The 17,705-nt window shown below is 43.8% G+C and carries 19 protein-coding genes; 13 read left to right on the top strand and 6 right to left on the bottom strand.

Annotated elements, in window-relative coordinates:
- The first annotated feature begins 24 nt into the window (after positions 1-24).
- Genes AC2Q9J_RS03600 through AC2Q9J_RS03590 form a run of 3 tightly spaced genes read left to right on the top strand, consistent with a single transcriptional unit; the run spans position 25 to position 3,582 of the window.
- Positions 25-408, top strand: a complete 384-nt coding sequence (locus AC2Q9J_RS03600) for a MerR family transcriptional regulator (RefSeq protein WP_499037233.1) — start codon at positions 25-27, stop codon at positions 406-408.
- On the top strand, positions 405-1,907 hold the full coding sequence (locus tag AC2Q9J_RS03595) for a class I adenylate-forming enzyme family protein (protein ID WP_499037232.1): 1,503 nt from the start codon (positions 405-407) through the stop codon (positions 1,905-1,907). The genes AC2Q9J_RS03600 and AC2Q9J_RS03595 overlap by 4 nt, the downstream gene beginning before the upstream one ends.
- Before the next feature lies 1 nt (position 1,908).
- Positions 1,909-3,582, top strand: a complete 1,674-nt coding sequence (locus AC2Q9J_RS03590; RefSeq protein WP_499037230.1) for an acyl-CoA dehydrogenase family protein — start codon at positions 1,909-1,911, stop codon at positions 3,580-3,582.
- A 552-nt stretch (positions 3,583-4,134) separates the two neighbouring features.
- Here AC2Q9J_RS03590 and yhfH read toward each other — a convergent pair.
- Genes yhfH through aceA form a run of 3 tightly spaced genes read right to left on the bottom strand, consistent with a single transcriptional unit; the run spans position 4,135 to position 7,176 of the window.
- Positions 4,135-4,266: a protein YhfH gene (yhfH, locus tag AC2Q9J_RS03585; RefSeq protein WP_112223118.1), complete on the bottom strand. Its 132-nt coding sequence runs from the start codon at positions 4,264-4,266 to the stop codon at positions 4,135-4,137.
- Between the two features lie 19 nt (positions 4,267-4,285).
- Positions 4,286-5,878, bottom strand: coding sequence for a malate synthase A (gene aceB / locus AC2Q9J_RS03580; RefSeq protein WP_499037229.1), 1,593 nt, complete (start codon positions 5,876-5,878; stop codon positions 4,286-4,288).
- A 5-nt stretch (positions 5,879-5,883) separates the two neighbouring features.
- A complete protein-coding gene (gene aceA, locus AC2Q9J_RS03575) occupies positions 5,884-7,176 on the bottom strand; it encodes an isocitrate lyase (RefSeq protein ID WP_499037227.1) in 1,293 nt (430 codons plus the stop codon).
- A gap of 172 nt (positions 7,177-7,348) precedes the next feature.
- Between aceA and AC2Q9J_RS03570 the strand changes: the two genes are divergently transcribed.
- Together AC2Q9J_RS03570 and AC2Q9J_RS03565 are read left to right on the top strand one after the other, a co-directional pair.
- Entirely contained in the window at positions 7,349-7,999 is a 651-nt protein-coding gene (locus AC2Q9J_RS03570) for a LytTR family DNA-binding domain-containing protein (protein ID WP_499037226.1), read from the top strand.
- A 70-nt stretch (positions 8,000-8,069) separates the two neighbouring features.
- A complete protein-coding gene (locus AC2Q9J_RS03565; RefSeq protein WP_499037224.1) occupies positions 8,070-8,564 on the top strand; it encodes a cupin domain-containing protein in 495 nt (164 codons plus the stop codon).
- A 75-nt stretch (positions 8,565-8,639) separates the two neighbouring features.
- Here the strand turns inward: AC2Q9J_RS03565 and AC2Q9J_RS03560 are convergent, their stop codons facing one another.
- Positions 8,640-10,064, bottom strand: a complete 1,425-nt coding sequence (locus tag AC2Q9J_RS03560; RefSeq protein WP_499037223.1) for an NAD-dependent succinate-semialdehyde dehydrogenase — start codon at positions 10,062-10,064, stop codon at positions 8,640-8,642.
- 243 nt (positions 10,065-10,307) lie between these two features.
- Between AC2Q9J_RS03560 and AC2Q9J_RS03555 the strand changes: the two genes are divergently transcribed.
- From AC2Q9J_RS03555 to AC2Q9J_RS03520, 8 genes are all read left to right on the top strand, one after another.
- Complete coding sequence (locus tag AC2Q9J_RS03555; RefSeq protein ID WP_499037222.1) at positions 10,308-10,604, top strand: replication/maintenance protein RepL; 297 nt, start codon at positions 10,308-10,310, stop codon at positions 10,602-10,604.
- Between the two features lie 389 nt (positions 10,605-10,993).
- Complete coding sequence (locus tag AC2Q9J_RS03550) at positions 10,994-11,659, top strand: YveK family protein (protein WP_499037220.1); 666 nt, start codon at positions 10,994-10,996, stop codon at positions 11,657-11,659.
- Between the two features lie 27 nt (positions 11,660-11,686).
- Positions 11,687-12,688: a GNAT family N-acetyltransferase gene (locus tag AC2Q9J_RS03545; protein WP_499037219.1), complete on the top strand. Its 1,002-nt coding sequence runs from the start codon at positions 11,687-11,689 to the stop codon at positions 12,686-12,688.
- A gap of 58 nt (positions 12,689-12,746) precedes the next feature.
- Positions 12,747-13,214: a hypothetical protein gene (locus tag AC2Q9J_RS03540; RefSeq protein WP_499037218.1), complete on the top strand. Its 468-nt coding sequence runs from the start codon at positions 12,747-12,749 to the stop codon at positions 13,212-13,214.
- 36 nt (positions 13,215-13,250) lie between these two features.
- Entirely contained in the window at positions 13,251-13,562 is a 312-nt protein-coding gene (locus AC2Q9J_RS03535; RefSeq protein ID WP_499037217.1) for an MGMT family protein, read from the top strand.
- 129 nt (positions 13,563-13,691) lie between these two features.
- Positions 13,692-14,426, top strand: a complete 735-nt coding sequence (locus AC2Q9J_RS03530; protein WP_499037215.1) for a gamma-glutamyl-gamma-aminobutyrate hydrolase family protein — start codon at positions 13,692-13,694, stop codon at positions 14,424-14,426.
- 124 nt (positions 14,427-14,550) lie between these two features.
- Positions 14,551-14,868, top strand: coding sequence for a transposase (locus AC2Q9J_RS03525; RefSeq protein ID WP_499037213.1), 318 nt, complete (start codon positions 14,551-14,553; stop codon positions 14,866-14,868).
- 8 nt (positions 14,869-14,876) lie between these two features.
- The gene (locus AC2Q9J_RS03520) at positions 14,877-15,764 is read left to right on the top strand and encodes an IS3 family transposase (RefSeq protein WP_499037212.1); all 888 of its coding nucleotides are present in this window, start codon (positions 14,877-14,879) and stop codon (positions 15,762-15,764) included.
- Positions 15,765-15,779: 15 nt separating this feature from the next.
- Here the strand turns inward: AC2Q9J_RS03520 and AC2Q9J_RS03515 are convergent, their stop codons facing one another.
- Positions 15,780-16,151, bottom strand: coding sequence for a hypothetical protein (locus AC2Q9J_RS03515; protein ID WP_499037211.1), 372 nt, complete (start codon positions 16,149-16,151; stop codon positions 15,780-15,782).
- 5 nt (positions 16,152-16,156) lie between these two features.
- Entirely contained in the window at positions 16,157-17,452 is a 1,296-nt protein-coding gene (locus tag AC2Q9J_RS03510) for a helix-turn-helix domain-containing protein (protein ID WP_499037210.1), read from the bottom strand.
- Positions 17,453-17,705: the final 253 nt, after the last annotated feature.

The raw sequence follows: 17,705 nt of genomic DNA, 5'->3' as shown, positions 1-17,705 counted from the left end.
AAAAGTCTGACAGGGAGGCGGAAGATGAAAACGATTCGGGAAGCGGCGGAAGAATTTGGCATGACAACACGAACAATCCGCTATTATGAAGAGCTTGGCATGCTGAAACCGGAACGGTTGAAAAACAGGCAGCGGGTTTATTCCAATGCTGAAATCGCGAAACTGAAGTTGATCGACAGAGGCAAAAAATATGGTTTTACACTCGATGAAATAAAAGAGATGGTGCTGTTATTCGATGTGGACCGTTCAGGAAAAAAGCAATTGGAGCGGACAATAAAATATGGCAGGAAACAGATTGGGGTCATGGAAGAGAGAATTGAAGAATTGGAAAGCATGAAAAAAGAGATGGAAATTCTGCTCGATGAATTTTCGGCTAAGCTAGAAAACTTGAAGGGGATGGGGAAATGAATATTTCGGGATTATTGGAGAGAAATGCGAGGAAGTATCCACAGTCAGAAGCATTGGTTGGCATGGGGCAGCGTCTGACTTTCAACGATATGGACAATACTGTGAATAATGTTGCACAAGCTCTGCGTGAAAAGGGAATCTCTAAGGGAGATAAAGTGGTGCTCTTCATGCCGAACGTGCCGGAATTCGTTCTCAGCTATTTTGCTGTCCAGCGCTTGGATGCGGTAATTGTGCCGATCAATGCCAAGCTTTCACGAAAAGAAGTCGAATATATTCTTGGTCATTCGGATGCAAAGGCTTTGATCGTGCATGAAATGTTGTTTGAAGCCGTTAAAGGGATGGAATCGAATGGGCTTTTACTGATTAAAACAGGCGAAGCGGTTGGCGATTGGGCAAGTTTCAGTGATTTTGCAGAAAAACACTCATCTGAAAGGATTGCTTCTCACGCGAAAGAAGACGAGCCGTCAACAATCCTTTATACATCAGGAACAACGGGGCAGCCGAAAGGGGTATTATTCAGCCATCGCAATGTATTGACGGTCGCACAGATGATTTGTGTGGAAATGGAAATGAAACCGGAAAGCCGGCTGCTTCATATGATGCCGCTCAGCCATTCAGCACCGTTGCATCTGTTCCTGGCGGCAGGCATGATTGTTGGAGCCAAGCATGTTCTGGTACCGACATTCACGCCTGATTTACTTCTAGATACAGTCGAAAAAGAACGGACGACGCATTTCTTCGGAGCACCGGTCGCCTACTTGATGACAGCAAAGCATCCTGAAATTGCCGAGCGCGATTTATCTTCGATGAAATGGTGGATCTACGGCAGCGCGCCATTATCTGCAGGAGAAGTGAAATTCGTGCAACAGGCTTTCCGTACGGACAATCTTGTGTGCGTGTATGGATTGACGGAAGCGGGGCCGAGCGGGACATTGATGACAGGCCCGGAACATGCCGGAAAGGCGGGAAGTATCGGAAAACGGGCAGCGCTGCACACAGAAATCCGGATAATAGATGATGCAGGCAATGATGTAAAACCTGGTGAAGTAGGCGAAATCCTGCTGCGCGGCGAAGGAAATATGCTTGGTTATTATAAAAATGATGAAGCCACAAAAGCGACCTTTACAGGTGACTGGCTGAAAACCGGTGACTTGGCGAAATTTGATGAAGACGGATTCATCTGGATCATCGACCGCAAAAAGGATCTGATCATTTCCGGCGGAGTGAATATATATCCGAAAGAAATCGAAGAGGTGCTGATCAGTCATCCTGATATACATGAAACAGCTGTCATCGGCGTTCCGCACGCGGAATGGGGCGAAACGGTCAAAGCTTATTTTGCCGCTTCCCGTGAACTTTCAATCGAAGAAATAAAATCATTTGTGTCGGAACACTTGGCCAGCTTCAAAGTACCCAGATTGATTGAGCAAGTGGAGGCTTTGCCGCGTAACGCATCCGGCAAAATACTGAAACAGCCGTTGCGGGAAAGAGGTGTCTGATATGGTCGTATTAAAAGGTGAAGTGCCGGTGGGTGAACGAAACTTCTATAGTAAAGACGAGACATTGAAAAAGATACTGGCTGATTTATTGCCCGCAGATTTCCAGGCATACGCAGATCGGGAGTTGTCTTCTTTCGGCAGGCTGACCGCCAATGAAATCGATGAGCGCGCACGTCACACTGACCGTGAAGGCGCACCGAAACTCGAAAAATATGACCGGCTCGGTGAAGATATCTCACATGTATGGGTCAATGAAGGCTATAAGAAGACAGTTGAGGAAACCTATGCGACAGGGATTATCGGCTATGTGCATAAGGAGATACCGGAACTGGGGAGGAAAGGAAATTACGTTTACAGTTTTGCGCAAGGATACCTGCTTTCACAATCGGAACCCGGATTTTATTGTCCGGTGACCTTGACGATGGCGACTGCGTATTTATTGGATCATTTTGCTGATGAAGAAGTGAAGGCGAAATTTTTGCCGCACGTCTGTGCCACCGGGGATGTGGAATTGTTTGAAGGCGCCACTTTTTTGACGGAACGGCAAGGCGGATCGGATGTCGGAGCCAATGAAGTGAAGGCAGTCGTAACGGAATCTGGATATAGGTTATACGGTGAAAAGTATTTTGCTTCGAATGCAGGCATGGCTGGTTTGGCGATGGTGCTTGCGAGAATGGAAGGAGCGCCGGAAGGTTCGAGAGGCCTGACTTTATTCGCGGTGCCTTGGCGTGTTGACGGAAAACTGAACGGCATAAAGATACGGCGATTGAAAGACAAACTGGGTGTGCGGGCAGTGCCGTCGGGCGAAGTTGAATTCGATGGGGCGGAAGCGTTTGTTGTCGGGGATCCGGCGCAGGGGCTGAAGTATATGATGGAGGCTTTAAACTTGTCGCGGATTTGTAATGCGGTGGCGTCCATCGGCATCATGAAGCGCGCCATGGTTGAAGCGGCGGAATATGCGGAACGCCGTAATGCCTTTGGCCGGAAGCTGACTGAATTTCCGATGGTGCAGGACAGTTTGATGAAGCTGCGCGCTAAACAGGAATTTGAAACGGTGGCGATTTTTGACTTGATCACGCTTTATGACCGGGTGGTGTCAGGTGAAGCTTCTTCTGAAGAGCAGGTGTTGAACCGGCTGCTGATCGCGATTCTGAAAAAAGAGTCGGCCGAGCAGGCCATCCATTTCTCGCACGAAGCGATTGAGATGCACGGCGGTAACGGTTATATCGAGGATTTCGTGACGCCTCGTCTGCTGCGGGATGCCCAGGTGCTGACGGTGTGGGAAGGGACAGCCAATATCCTGGGCCTTGAATTGATCCGTCTCGTCAATAAATTCAGTGCCCATGAAGTGTTTGTGCGGCATTTGTCGCTGCGCTTGGATAAGTTGGCAGTGACTGCTGATGTGGAAGCAGTGCGGGGCAAGCTGGCGGATTTGCAAGGTGAGTTAACTGCTTTTGCCGGCTTTGATGCAGACATGCAGACGTTTGAGGCAAAAGGTCTGATGCAGAAAATGGCGCGGCTGTTTGAAAATGTGGTCGCGTTGGAATTGGCCGAGAAGCATGGCGGCGTTTATGTGCCGCTGGCTGAAATTTTCACGGAAATGACTTGGAATACGCGCGAATTGGGCGCTGAAATGAAGACTGTGAAGCATTTTGAATATGTGATGGGTGGATGAATAGAGGCCGGCCGCAGATTGAGTGATCTGCGGCCGGTTTTTATTGTTGTTTGAAGAGGGTGATTTCCAGTTATTTGGATATACTGTCCATTGCGGACGAAATACTGTCCATTAAAGCTTGAATACTGTCTGTTATGAGGAGAATACTGTCCAATAGAGTTCAATTACTGTCCATTGTGTTTTAAGCAGAGAAAATAAAAGGTGATTTCCTTCAATTTTGATTGAAAATAAATGAAACTTTCGGCCATCATACAATAGAAATTCCAGTATTTGGCGTTACTTTCCAATTCGGCTTAAATACTTTCCAATTTGGCTTAAATACTTTCCAATTGACCTGAAATACTTTCCAAAAAGGGTCAAATACTTTCCAATTCATTTTCTGAAATTAATTTGCATAAAGATGGAAAATGAATAACCAGCCAATTCCCATTAATTTGGATATACTGTCCGGAATCACTCAAATACTATCCGCAGACGAAAAATACTATCCGAAACCAATTTTATCCATAAAAAAGCGGCCCGCACACAGCGGACCGCTTCACCTAAAATATTTTATTCTTCGCCATGACCCATGCAGCGTTCGCATTCGTAGACGATTGATTCGCGCTGCTCCTGGATTTCTGCTCCGCATTCGCGGCATTCTTTCTTAGTGCGTGTCCCGTAAGTTGTCTGCAAGTTTTTCATAATGATCTCCTCCAATAAATTAGTTTAGTTTGTCATACCCTGGCAGTGTCAGAAACTCAGCAAAATCACTTTCCAATGTCAGTTTTGCAAATAATTCTTGGGCAGCGGCATAGTTACCGGAAACATAAACTTCATCACCGGCAAGACGTTTAATCTTATCGGTTTCTTCATCAAGAAAATCATGGAACAGGCTGACGTTAATTTTACGGCCATCTTCAAGGATTCCTTTTGGATGGCGGATCCACTGCCAAACCTGGGAGCGGGAAATTTCAGCGGTCGCGGCGTCTTCCATCAAGTTGTTGATGGGAGCGGCGCCGTTGCCGGATAGCCAGGACGCGATATATTGGATGCCGACAGAGATATTGGAGCGCAAGCCTTCTTCGGTAATCGTACCGTGTGGGACTTCAACAAGCTCCTCAGCGGTGACGTTCACATCGTCACGCTGTCTGTCGATCTGGTTCGCCCCAGGCATATGTTCGTCGAATTGTTCCATCGCCACACCGACCATTCCTGGATGTGCGACCCATGTGCCATCGTGGCCGTCCGTCACTTCGCGTCGTTTGTCTTCTGCAACTTTCGCAAAAGCGGCGCTGTTGGCAGCATCGTCACCTTTTACTGGAATCTGGGCCGCCATGCCGCCCATAGCCGGTGCACCTCTGCGGTGGCAGGTTTTGATGCACAATAAAGTATAGGCTCTCATAAATGGCACCGTCATCGTCACCTGGGAGCGGTCCGGGAAAATATAATCCGGATTGTTTCGCATCCGCTTGATGACAGAGAAGATGTAATCCCAGCGGCCACAGTTAAGGCCTGCGGAATGGTCACGCAGTTCATAGAGGATTTCATCCATTTCAAACGCCGCAAGGATTGTTTCGATCAGCACCGTTGCGCGAATGGAACCGTGCGGAATGCCGAGCTCTTGCTGAGCGAAAACGAAAACATCATTCCACAACCGCGCTTCGAGATGGCTTTCGAGTTTCGGTAAATAGAAGTAAGGGCCGGAACCGCGGGCAATCAACTCTTTCGCGTTATGGAAGAAATATAACCCGAAATCGACGAGGCTGCCCGAAGCGGCGCGTCCTCCGATTTCAATATTTTTCTCCGGCAAATGCCAGCCGCGGGGCCGTACCATCAGTACAGCCGTTTCTTCATTCAGCGCATACTTTTTACCCGTTTCAGGAATCTCGAAATCGATTTGGCGGCGAACTGCATCGTATAAATTCACCTGGCCGTCGATTACGTTGAACCAATTCGGCGCAGTGGCATCTTCCAGATCCGCCATGAACATTTTCGCTCCGGAGTTCAAAGCGTTGATGAGCATTTTGCGATTGGTCGGGCCTGTGATTTCAACGCGACGGTCTTTCATATCATCCGGCAGGGGAGCGACTGTCCAGTCGCCGTCCCGGATGTGTTTGGTTTCAGGCAGAAAATCGAGTTTTTTGCCGGAGTTCAATTCTTTCTGGCGCACTTGTCGCCGGTCCAGCAAATCGCGCCGGCGCTGATCGAAATTTTTATGGAGCTTTTCGACAAATTCAAGAGCTTCCGGCGTCAGGATTTTCTCCATGCTGGGTGCAATATCGGCAGTGATTTTGGTATCCGATTTGGTAATCAATCCCTTCACCCCTTTACCGACTGGAATTGTTCTGTTTCTGTAGATCCTTTCATTGCGGTAGTAGAGCTTGTGCCGCCGGAAATGATCTGTGATACTTCATCGAAATAGCCTGTGCCGACTTCGCGCTGGTGGCGTGTAGCCGTATAGCCTTTTTCTTCGCTGGCGAATTCAGCCTGCTGCAATTTAGAATAAGCGGCCATGCCGTTGTCTTTATAATCATGTGCAAGTTCGAACATGCTGTGGTTGAGTGCATGGAAACCTGCCAATGTAACGAATTGGAATTTATAGCCCATCTTGCCAAGTTCAACTTGATACTTCGCAATCGTCTCTTCGTCCAATTTCGCTTTCCAGTTGAATGAAGGAGAACAGTTGTAAGCAAGAAGCTTACCAGGGTATTCAGCATGGATCGCATCCGCGAATGCCTGAGCTTCTTCGAGATTCGGATGCGAAGTTTCACACCATACTAAATCTGCATACGGCGCATAAGCAAGACCGCGGGCAATCGCCTGGTCGATGCCAGGGTTCGTGCGGTAGAAACCTTCCGGTGTACGTTCGCCGGTGATGAACCGGTGGTCAGCAGGATCGATGTCGCTTGTGATCAAGTCTGCCGCATCCGCATCTGTTCTGGCGATCAGCAATGTCGGAACACCAAGTACGTCAGCTGCAAGTCTTGCTGAGATCAGGTTGCGCACTGCGTTTTGTGTCGGCTGCAATACTTTGCCGCCGAGATGGCCGCATTTTTTCTCTGAAGCCAATTGGTCTTCGAAATGGACGCCGGCTGCACCAGCTTCGATCATCGCTTTCATTAATTCGAAAACATTCAGCGGGCCGCCGAATCCAGCTTCCGCATCAGCAACGATCGGCGCGAACCAGTCGATGCCTTCTGTGCCTTCGACATTGTCGATCTGATCGGCACGCTGCAATGCCTGGTTGATTTTCTTAACGACGTTCGGCACTGAATCGACCGGATATAAACTTTGATCCGGATACATCTGGCCTGCCGAGTTGGCATCTGCCGCCACTTGCCAGCCGCTCAAGTAAATCGCCTGAAGGCCTGCTTTGACCTGCTGTACTGCCTGGTTGCCAGTCAACGCTCCAAGTGCATTGACAAAATCCATTTCGTGGATGGAACGGAAAAGACGTTCCGCACCGCGTTTTGCGATAGTATATTCAATTTGGACAGAACCGCGAAGTTTCACTACATCTTCTGCCGAATAAGGACGGGTAATGCCGTTCCATCTGCTGTCCTGTTCCCAACTTTTTTTCAATTCTTCAATTTGCTGCTGCTTGCTAACCATCCAACCATTCCCTTCGAATAAAAAATTTTGATTTAACTGTATTAATACAGTTTGTGTTGTTGTATATTAATATATAACAGATAATTCTGATTGTCCTATTATTTGGATGAATGGTTTTATTCGGCGACAAAATGGATTATAAGGGGACAAATGACGGGAAGGGGCGGGAATAATGGAAAAGGGATTAGTGGAACAGATCAGCCAAATCATGGGAGATTGGCTTCCTAAAGGGGCTTCAATCGCTGTAGCAGTAGGAGATTCATACGTTTACTTCAAGGCGGGGGAACTGGACTTGCGTATTCAGGAAGGCGATCCTGTACCTGCGGGCAGTGTGGCGGAACTGACTTTCAAAAAGAAAGGGAGGGTTGAAAAGCTGGTCGAAAATTCGCCGCTTGGCTTTCCCTATTACGGTATCGGCTATCCTGTAGAGTATGCGGGACAAGCAGCGGCTTTAGTGGTCATGCTGCCGCCAAATCACTTATTGGCAAAAAAGCCGCCGCTCCATTTTTTGACCGGCAAGCTGGAAGACAACTGGCGGCCGGTCCCGATCGATTGTGTGACACATATTGAAAGCAACCAAAAAAAGACCTGGTTTTATTCTAATGAAGAAGCTTACAGCACAATCTATACATTGAAGGATCTGCGGCATCAATTGCCTGATTATTTTCTGCCCGTTCACAGATCCTTTATTGTGAACATCAATTATATAGAAGAAATTGCGCGCGACGTATCTTCAAATTACGTTCTGACAATGAAGGACGGATCGCTGCTGCCTGTCAGCCAGAACTATGCAGGATCGATCCGGGAACGTCTCGGCTTTTAAAACTGCATCAATTGATTAATTTCCTGACAGCCGGGTAAAGTCCTGTAAAAAGCTTTGGAGTGATGGACTGATGGAAGAAACGAAATTCATTCATTTTGAAGATGATGGCATGATACCGAATAACGAATCGTTGGGTGTGGCAATTTATCCGGGAGCATTCAAGGATAATCCGGATAAGATTGAAGAGACGTTCAATAAGAATGGCTGGACGAACAGCTGGACGAACGGAGTATTCGATTACCATCATTACCACAGCAACACGCATGAAGCACTGGGTGTCCGCTCTGGTTCGGCCAAAATATTGCTTGGCGGTGAAAACGGACAGGAAGTGGAAGTCAAAACAGGCGACGTTGCAATTTTGCCTGCTGGTACAGGGCACAAGAAAATCTCGGCAAGCGAGGATTTTCAAATAGTCGGCGCGTATCCTGGAGGCGTCAGCCCGAACAAGAAAGTAGGGGATCTCGACGAACGGCCGTATGTATTGGAAGATATCCAGAATACGCCTTTGCCGCGGACAGATCCGGTCTATGGCAATGAAGGGCCGCTTTTAAAAGAATGGTCATAAGTAATGCGATATCGGTCTGATTTGGACAAAAAATATCCCCAGCCCACAATTACTGTAGGCTGGGGATATTTCTTTTTATAATTGTATCGAAATATATTTAGTTTCCAGGAAAGCTTCGAGCCCTTCCTGACCGCCTTCACGGCCGATGCCGCTTTCTTTCATTCCGCCAAATGGTGCCTGGGCGGCGGACGGCAATCCGTCATTCCAGCCTACAATGCCATAATCAAGATTTTCAGCGATATAGGTTCCGCGTGTCATGCTGTCAGTGAAGAAGTAAGCAGCCAATCCAAAACGGGTATCATTGGCTAATTTAACCGCTTCTTCATCTGTTTTGAATGTCATGATCGGCGCAACCGGACCAAATGTTTCTTCATTCATGACGAGCATATCGGAATTAGCGTTCAGTAATACAGTCGGATTATAGAAATAAGAATCATTTTCTGCTGTGCCGTCACCGCCGACGAGCACTTTAGCCCCTTTGTCGACTGCGTCCTTCACGTGTTCCGCGACTTTCTCGTAACCATCCTTATCGACAAGCGGTCCGATCTGTACACCTTCATCCAGTCCGTTGCCGACTTTTAAATTAGAAGCGGCTTCCTGCAGTTTGTGTGAAAATTCTTCGACAATGCTTTCCTGTACATAGATGCGATTACCACAGACACAAGTTTGCCCAGCATTGCGGAACTTGGATGCCACGACCCCTTTAACGGCTTCGTCGATATTGGCATCATCCAGAACGATGATTGGTGCATGGCCGCCAAGTTCGAGCGACAAATTCAGCATCGTTTCAGAACTTTGCTTCATCAATTCTTTGCCGATTTCAGTGGATCCGGTGAATGTCAATTTACGTACTGACGGGTGGCTGGTAAAGACTTTGCCGATTTTGCTGGCGCTCCCCGTCACCATATTGATGACGCCTTTCGGGAACCCGGCTTCTTCAGCCAGTTCGAAAATGCGTACGGCTGTCAGCGGCGTCAATTTTGCGGGTTTTGCTACGAATGTACATCCCGCGGCTAATGCAGGCGCCATTTTACGCGCCATCATGGCAGCTGGGAAATTCCAAGGGGTAATTGAAACGACTACGCCCACCGGCTGCTTGATCACTTGGATGCGTTTGCCGTCTTTGCTGGCGGGAACTGTACGCCCATAAACCCTTTTGCCTTCTTCGGCGAACCAGGAGATGAAAGCAGCGGAATACTCGATTTCCCCAATTGCCTCAGCGAGCGGCTTGCCCATTTCCTTTGTCATGATTTCAGCAACTTCCTGCTTGTTCTCCATTAAAAGGTCATGCCACTTCATCAATAGCTCCGCACGGTGGTAAGCGGTCGTCTTGGACCATTCAGGAAAAGCGGCTGCGGCAGCTTCGATGGCTGTTGTCGCTTCATCCTCGCCGCCATTTGGAACGGTGCCCACTTGTTCACCTGTTGCTGGATTCATGACATCGATGACACCGTCACCGGCAGTCGACCATTCTCCGTTAATATAATGTTTTCCTTCCATTACGTATAACCTCCTCAAATATTTCTTCTACTACAATCTTATACCCTGTTGGCTGAAATTTTAATTGCTAAGAAATAAAAATGAGCGTATTGAAATATCTGGTGCATCCCTACTAGAATCTCTGCAGAATGATAATAGCGCAAAATTGTACTTTTTTGCGTATAAATGTCTATTTGAAAACAGACGGGGTATAAGTAGTAAAGAATGGAAATAATCAAGTCCGTGAGCAGGAGGTTGAGATTGATGAAGGTCAGCGAAAGCCGCAAGACAGCAACCGATCCTTTTACTGAGCGCAGGTTGGAGGAGATATGCAATGACTGTTTCTCAACAGAATCAGAACGAATTGCTGAAATCGGCAAAAAGTTTGTGTATTACTTTGCAGATAATGCATCATCAGATGGCGTCTTATTTAAAACAATTAAAGAAATCACCGGCGATATAAATATCCCGCATCAATCTTTATCAAAAGTGCTAAAAGTTCTTGAGGATAAAAAAGTCATTTACAGACGCAATGGAATAATAGGATTATGGAAAAAGTGAATAATAAATAATTATTTAAATGATTTTTTTTTAATATTTCAATATAAATATGGATGACTATTGTTTCCTAATATTACAAAGGTGGATCACTCATTTAGCAACAGTACAATGGAGATTAAGAAAAAAAGCTCTATCCCTTATAGGGAAGAGCTTTTTTTGTTTGTTCAGCAAAAGTCATTTAGCGTACAATAGACCTAATATTGTAATATCCGTAATATTTGTAATTATTTTAGGAGACTTTATGCTCATTATTAGCTAATTTTATTTCATTTTTATTAACTTAATAGTAGATGTACTCATGTATATGTGATATAAAGGTACTATAATAATCTGAATTTTTAGATATAAAAGAGCAGAAAACGATTTCTTTTTTTAAAGGAGGGAAATTTATGGCGGAAAAAGTCATGGTTTTTAATATCCTAAAGAGTCTAAAGAATCATATAAAATTGATTGCCGGGATCTCCATCATTTCCATGGGTGCTATTTGGGCACTGCTTACATTCATTCTGGCTCCAAATTATGAAGCGACCAGCCAACTTTACATAGAGCAGCCAACAGCGAGCCTTCCGGAAGCGGGGCAAGTGGAAAAGTCAGCTGATCCTCAGGTGGTAGAAGCTTACAGTGTGATGATTAAAAGCAGGGAAGTGCTGGCGTCGGCGATTGAAGACACAGGTGTAGCACTGACGCCTGCGGAATTATTTGAAAAAGTCACTGTTTCCAATGTAACGGCATCTCAGGTGCTGAATATTACAGTTGAGGATAAGAACAGAAAAATTGCCGGTGAACTTGCTAACTCTTTGGCGAACTTCGCGGTAGCTGAGGGCTGGAAGTTGATGAAGGCAGATAACCTGGAAATCATCGCCAAAGCTTCAGTGGAAGAAGTGCCGTCTGTGCTTGAGGAAAATGCCTTGTATGTCTTGGCGATTGGCGGCATTTTCGGAACAATCGTGGGCATCCTAGTGGCATTTATTGCGGAACTGTTCAACATGATGTTCCGCACCGGAGTGTTGCAGAGAAAAAGAAAACAATCAAATCTGCAAACAGTGTTCAAGTAATCTGGATTTTCGAATGGGGGAACTGAAATGTATGAGCTGGTCTCTGCCAGCCAAACAAATCGCTGGCAGCAAATCCTGGAACTTTTCAATATCAAAGATATTTATTATTCGTGCGAGTATCTGGTAAGTGCACTTAAATTGGATCCTGGCCAAGCGGCTCTTTTCTATTTTGTGGATGACAGCGGGGAAGGTGAAGTGGCATATCCATTTATCCGGCGCGAACTAAAAGATGAAGGGATGCTTTTTTATGATATTACAACCCCTTTTGGCTACGGCGGACCACTTCTTAAAGTAAAAGGGGATGGCTATAAACTGGCAGCAAATTTCTTGGCCGGATTTTCGCAATATTGCCGTGCTGAAAAAATTGTCGCTGAATTTATACGCTTCCATCCTTTGATGAACAATGCTGAATTTTTCAAAGACGAGTTGGACCTTATCGCCGTTTACAACACATATACACTCCCATTGAAGAATGGAACTGTCCAAGGCGGCAAAGATGAGATTGAGCACACATCAGAATATACCGTAAAAAAACTGGGCACCGTCAAGCACATGTTTGATTTTCTGGTACTCTACTATTCGACTATACGCCTGAATGAAGACACGGACAGCTTTTATTTTTTCACAAATGATTACTTTGAATCCCTGGTCAGTGCGCTTGGACCGAATCTTCATCTTTTCGGTGTATACAAAAACAATAAGCTTCTCGCTGCTTGTTATTTGCTGACGAAGGGCGATGTCATCTATCATCACTTGAGCGGAAGAGCCGATGGAGAAGAGGTGCCTGAAGCGGAAGCAGAGCTGAAGAGGGAAATTGCTGTGTGGGGAGCGGAAAATAATTATCTTTTTTACCATCTGGGCAGCAAAAAGCCTAATGGGCAAGCACCCAGTCAGGTTTCCAATATAAATCAATTATCACTGAGCACGTCAACATATTTCATCAGCCGCCTTGTCCATGACAAGGAAGTATTCAAAACATTTCACCCATTAGAACAAGCAGAACTGATAAAAAGGTATGGCAATGTCTAAATCGATGTTCATAAACGAATGAATAAATGATTGAAACAATTATCAGGGAGGGATCTAATTGAGGTATCTTCAATATAAAGGGGTAGTGGAACGCGAATATAAAATGTCATTAAAAAAAGTGATGCATCAATTATGTGTGGTTGAAAACATAAATGCTGTTAATGGCGCAAAAAAATTAGGGATCGCCAAAGAGATTTTCGTCTATTGGAGACATTACTTTCGATTGGAAGAAAGACAATTATTGTTTGATCAGACAGTAGATGATTTAATGAATTTGCAAAACCGCTACTCTGAAGCAGCCGAAAGAAATTATACGATACCAAACACAGTAAAGCTGCCATCCAATACATTGGATGAACTGGAGGATGTGGTGGATAACTTAATCGGGTATTATAAACATATCCATTACATTAGCGAAGGTCTGTCGATGAGAACCGCGAAATTGCCTCTGTATGAATTCAGCAAATCTCTGATTATAGACTACAAAAATGGAGAATTAGCTCGAGAATTACAGAGTAAACGCTGAGGTAATGGAAATTTGTTTAAAAGGAAATAATTTTTTATGGAAGATTTCACTTTAAAAGTAATACAAACGATTCGAAATATACCTGCTGGAAAAGTAATGACCTATGGACAGATTGCCGATCAGGCGGGCAGCCCGAGAGCAGCGAGACAAGTGGCTAGGCTGCTCCACAGCATGAGTGCGAAATATGACCTGCCTTGGCACCGGGTGATAAATGCAGAGGGCGCAATATCCCTGCAAAACAAAGAGCATCAGCTAATGCAGAGAGAGAAACTGCAAAGTGAAGGAGTGGAGTTCACAGGGCAGAAAATCGATTTGATTCGCTTCCGCTTTGACCCGGAAGTGGAATAAACATATGAGGGAAATGTAGGTGGCTGTAAGTATTGGAGGAGACCGAATAGTCGAATATGTTTTATGAGAAGAGTATCCGGGGTATATAAGCAGAGTAGAATTCTGCTTACAGGAAAGAGGTACTCAATCATGGCGAATAGAAAAAAACCGGTCATCGGCATTACTGCACGAGTAGAAAAAGATCAAACGTATACATTAGATCCAGTTTATGCGAAAGCGATATTGCAATCTGGCGGTCTGCCATTGATTGTTCCCATCGTTGATGAAGAGGATATTCCATTATTGTGCGAAAGGCTTGATGGGCTGATCGTAACTGGCGGAGGGGACATCAATCCGACTCTATACGACGAAGAGCCCCATCCGAGTTTAGGGGCAGTATACCCAGGCAGTGATGAATATGAAAAAGAACTTATCACAGAATTTTTAAAATTGGATAAGCCTTTCATGGGGATGTGCCGTGGGCTCCAAATGTTGAATATTACTCTTGGAGGCACTAATTATCAGGATCTGGAGGCTGAATTTGAAGGCAAACTGTATCAGCACCTTCAATTGGCCATGCGTACTCACCGTACACATTCAGTTGAATTGGAAGAAGACAGCCGTCTATATGACATTATGGGCGTAAAGAAATTCCATGTTAACTCATTCCATCATCAAGGTGTGCGAAAAGTCTCTGACAAGTTGCGAGTAGCTGCACGTGCAGCTGACGGATTAGTTGAAGCATTGGAAAGTGACCATCACCAATTTGTGCTTGGCATCCAATGGCATCCTGAAGAATTCGCCTTGCAGGACGATCAGGCTTCTATCAACATCTTTGAAAGATTTGTTGATGAATGCTTAAAAGATAAATATCAAAATCAATGATAATTGAATTGAAGAAATAGAAAAAAGCTGCTCAGTTGTAGACTAACATAATTTAATGGGACAATATAAAACACCTTCGAAATGGTACACTTACCAAAAGTACTGAAATCGGAGGTGTTTTTGCATGGGCAGAAACATGTATTCAAGTGAGACAAAATGGGCTGTTGTGAAAGACAAAATGAGTGGACAGGTGACAACAAAAGAGATTATGGCTAAGCACGGGATTAAAAATAAGTCGCAAATCGAAACCTGGATGAGATGGTATCGGGCGAATGAAATCCACCGGTTCGATCAACCCATTGGCAAGCAATATTCATTTGGGCATGGGCCGGAATTTGCCAGTGAAGAGGAAAAGAAGGATCGTCAAAATGCACATTTGAAAATGGAGAATGAGATCTTAAAAAAGTATTTGGAACTGAAAGAGGAGTTGGAAAAGAAGTAATTCTGCAATTGGTCGAAATCTATCGGAAAAATTACACGGTGACGGCGATTTTGTCTTCGTTAAATGTGCCGCGTTCCACTTATTACCGATGGCTCGCCGATGGCGTTACCCGTGTGTTGACGGAAGTGGAAGAAGCGATTATCGAGCTGTGCAAGAAAACGAAGTATCGTTTTGGACATCGAAAAATCAAGAAGTTACTGAAGAAAGATTATAAGATGGACCGTCACCGCAATACGGTTCAGCGAATCATGCAAAAGCATCATCTGCAATGCCGGATCAAACCGAAACGGAAATGGAAATCACAAGGTGAATCGGTCATCATCGCGCCGAATCTTATAGCACGCAATTTCACGGCTTCTGCACCGAACCAGAAATGGGTGACGGATATCACGTACATTCAGTACGGGAGCTCGACGATGTACCTGTCGACGATTATGGACTTATTTAATAATGAAATTGTCACGTACAAAATGTATGATCACCAGCAGACGCCACTGGTTGTCGATACCTTAAACGAAGCGCTGGAACTGCGGGGCAATCCCGAGGGGATTATCATCCACTCTGATCAGGGAAGTGTCTATACATCGTATGCTTATCAGGATTTAATCAAGGAGAAACGCGCAGTGAGCAGTATGTCGCGGCGTGGAAACTATTGGGACAATGCGGTCATTGAATCGTTCCACTCCAATATCAAATCGGAAGAATTTCAGTACGTCAAATTCAATTCGATGCACAATATCCAGGTTGTAGAAAAAGTGAAAGAATACATCCGTTATTACAACGAAGACCGGATCCTAAAAAAAATTAGGCTACCTGACGCCCAAAGAATTTGGGGCGCAAGCAGCCTAAAGATGGTGTTTTATATGTGTCTCAAATCGCTATGTCAGTTTAGTTGAGCAGCTTTTTTAGTGTTATGCTTTAGCTTTTACAGACCAGGGTTCAGGAATACGCTCTGCTAAAACTTTAGAATTGGACCAAGGCTCCGGGATGCGTTCTGCTAATTCTTTTGATTTAGACCAAGGCTCCGGAATGCGCTCTGCTAATTCTTTTGACTTGGACCAAGGCTCTGGGATACGTTCTGCCAATTCTTTTGATTTAGACCAAGGTTCAGGAATCCGCTCAGCGAATTTTATAGACCAAGGTTCTGGGATACGTTCTACAAACTCAATAGACCAAGGTTCCGGGATACGCTCTGACAAATCTTGTTTTTCATTTAAATTAAATCCAGCGATACTCGAAATAGTTATTGCAGCTGCAAAAGTCAATGTTAGTACTTTTTTCATTATTTTCACTCCTCTTTAATGGCCATCAATTCTTTATATGCTTTTTTTGCTTTTACAAGAGAATAGGCAGATTTTTCAAATTCTCCCATTCTGATATAAGTATTACCTAAATGACCATAATAGAAACCTATTTCAAAATGTTTATTATGGTTTTTTAAAATTGGAATTAAATTTTCTTCTAGACAAGTTACGAAATTATCAAACTCATTAGTTACGAAATATTTTAAGCACATAAACTCAACATATACTTCTTTGAACTGATTGTTAGAAGGTGAATCTACACTGATATTTCGTTCTTTAATTATACTTTCGCCTTTTTGAAGAATTTTAATTGCAGAATCATAGTCTTCTAGTTCAATATAACATTTAATTAAAACACAGTAATCTAAAATAAGATCCGATGTGTACTCTTCCGGTACGAACTTTAAGGCATTCTCGAGATGAGTTATAGCAGCTTGGAAATTTTGTAATTGATAATAGTAATATCCATAGTTATATTCAGTATTAAACTTTAGAAAATCATTATCAATTTTGTTTCCAATAGTAAAAGCGTACTTAAAATGTTCTTTAGCTGTTCGATAATTACCGATTCTACGCTCGTTTATAGCTATATTCAAATGACATTCAACAATTCTTTTTGGTACAAATTCTTGTTGATATATTTTCAATGCCATGCCCGAATATTTATTTGCTAAATTTATTTCCCAACATTGTGATGCGGAAATACCAATAGAATAATACAGATCACCTAGCTCGGAAGTCGGCAGAGTAGAAGGTGATATTTTTTCTGCCATGAGATAAGTTTTTAACGCCAATTCAAATTCATCAAGAATATAGTGATAGTTTCCTAGGTATTTATGGAAAAGGTAAAATTGCTCCTGATTCATAAATTCTTTAAAACGATCGATGTCTTTCATTTTTTCTTCCGCACTATCCAAATCACCCGTAATGATAAAAAATCTGATTTCTTGAATATTGTACTCTAACTCAATTTCTTCATCATTATGCAATAATGGATGATTATGAATATCTGCATATTGCTCCATAATTTTAGCCTTATTTTGTGGATGTAATAATAAGGATTTAAAATTCTTTACTAATACTTTCCCAACCGGATTGTCTTTTGGAGCAAGTGATATTTCTAATTTCTTGCATAAAGCTTCTAATTCTTTAAGACCAGGTTCTTTTAAACCGGACTCAATTTTTTTCAGCTCTTTTGGAAGAAGAATCCCGGAAGCAAGATCTTCTAAACTCATTCTTTTTTTCATTCTGTGATACTTGATCCGCATTCCAGTGTCCATTGATTCTCTCCTTTCCGTTTGCATGGGCAGAACTTCAATCATCCATGTAGGAGAGTTACTTACAAACTTCTCCGGTATAGTGGAGAAGTTTGAAGTAGAAAGATTGCTTAGTACGATAATTTCCGCCTCCACATCTTAAGTATACTTTATTATATCTCTTTTTTTACCATCTTATCATCAATTTTCTAAATAAACTGCTATTTTTATTATCCATTATTAAAAATATAATAAAAAGGTAATAAATACCTATCAA

Source organism: Planococcus sp. RAB007_Raresut, from assembly GCF_057369535.1.
This window is presented reverse-complemented; position numbering and strand designations above follow the sequence as displayed.

What these genes read in the sequence shown, in the direction of transcription:
- AC2Q9J_RS03600 (WP_499037233.1), top strand. Translation starts at nt 25, where the DNA reads ATGAAAACGATTCGGGAAGCGGCGGAAGAATTTGGCATGACAACACGA.
- AC2Q9J_RS03595 (WP_499037232.1), top strand. Translation starts at nt 405, where the DNA reads ATGAATATTTCGGGATTATTGGAGAGAAATGCGAGGAAGTATCCACAG.
- AC2Q9J_RS03590 (WP_499037230.1), top strand. Translation starts at nt 1,909, where the DNA reads ATGGTCGTATTAAAAGGTGAAGTGCCGGTGGGTGAACGAAACTTCTAT.
- yhfH (WP_112223118.1), bottom strand. Translation starts at nt 4,266, where the DNA reads ATGAAAAACTTGCAGACAACTTACGGGACACGCACTAAGAAAGAATGC.
- aceA (WP_499037227.1), bottom strand. Translation starts at nt 7,176, where the DNA reads ATGGTTAGCAAGCAGCAGCAAATTGAAGAATTGAAAAAAAGTTGGGAA.
- AC2Q9J_RS03570 (WP_499037226.1), top strand. Translation starts at nt 7,349, where the DNA reads ATGGAAAAGGGATTAGTGGAACAGATCAGCCAAATCATGGGAGATTGG.
- AC2Q9J_RS03565 (WP_499037224.1), top strand. Translation starts at nt 8,070, where the DNA reads ATGGAAGAAACGAAATTCATTCATTTTGAAGATGATGGCATGATACCG.
- AC2Q9J_RS03560 (WP_499037223.1), bottom strand. Translation starts at nt 10,064, where the DNA reads ATGGAAGGAAAACATTATATTAACGGAGAATGGTCGACTGCCGGTGAC.
- AC2Q9J_RS03555 (WP_499037222.1), top strand. Translation starts at nt 10,308, where the DNA reads ATGAAGGTCAGCGAAAGCCGCAAGACAGCAACCGATCCTTTTACTGAG.
- AC2Q9J_RS03550 (WP_499037220.1), top strand. Translation starts at nt 10,994, where the DNA reads ATGGCGGAAAAAGTCATGGTTTTTAATATCCTAAAGAGTCTAAAGAAT.
- AC2Q9J_RS03545 (WP_499037219.1), top strand. Translation starts at nt 11,687, where the DNA reads ATGTATGAGCTGGTCTCTGCCAGCCAAACAAATCGCTGGCAGCAAATC.
- AC2Q9J_RS03535 (WP_499037217.1), top strand. Translation starts at nt 13,251, where the DNA reads ATGGAAGATTTCACTTTAAAAGTAATACAAACGATTCGAAATATACCT.
- AC2Q9J_RS03530 (WP_499037215.1), top strand. Translation starts at nt 13,692, where the DNA reads ATGGCGAATAGAAAAAAACCGGTCATCGGCATTACTGCACGAGTAGAA.
- AC2Q9J_RS03525 (WP_499037213.1), top strand. Translation starts at nt 14,551, where the DNA reads ATGGGCAGAAACATGTATTCAAGTGAGACAAAATGGGCTGTTGTGAAA.
- AC2Q9J_RS03515 (WP_499037211.1), bottom strand. Translation starts at nt 16,151, where the DNA reads ATGAAAAAAGTACTAACATTGACTTTTGCAGCTGCAATAACTATTTCG.
- AC2Q9J_RS03510 (WP_499037210.1), bottom strand. Translation starts at nt 17,452, where the DNA reads ATGGACACTGGAATGCGGATCAAGTATCACAGAATGAAAAAAAGAATG.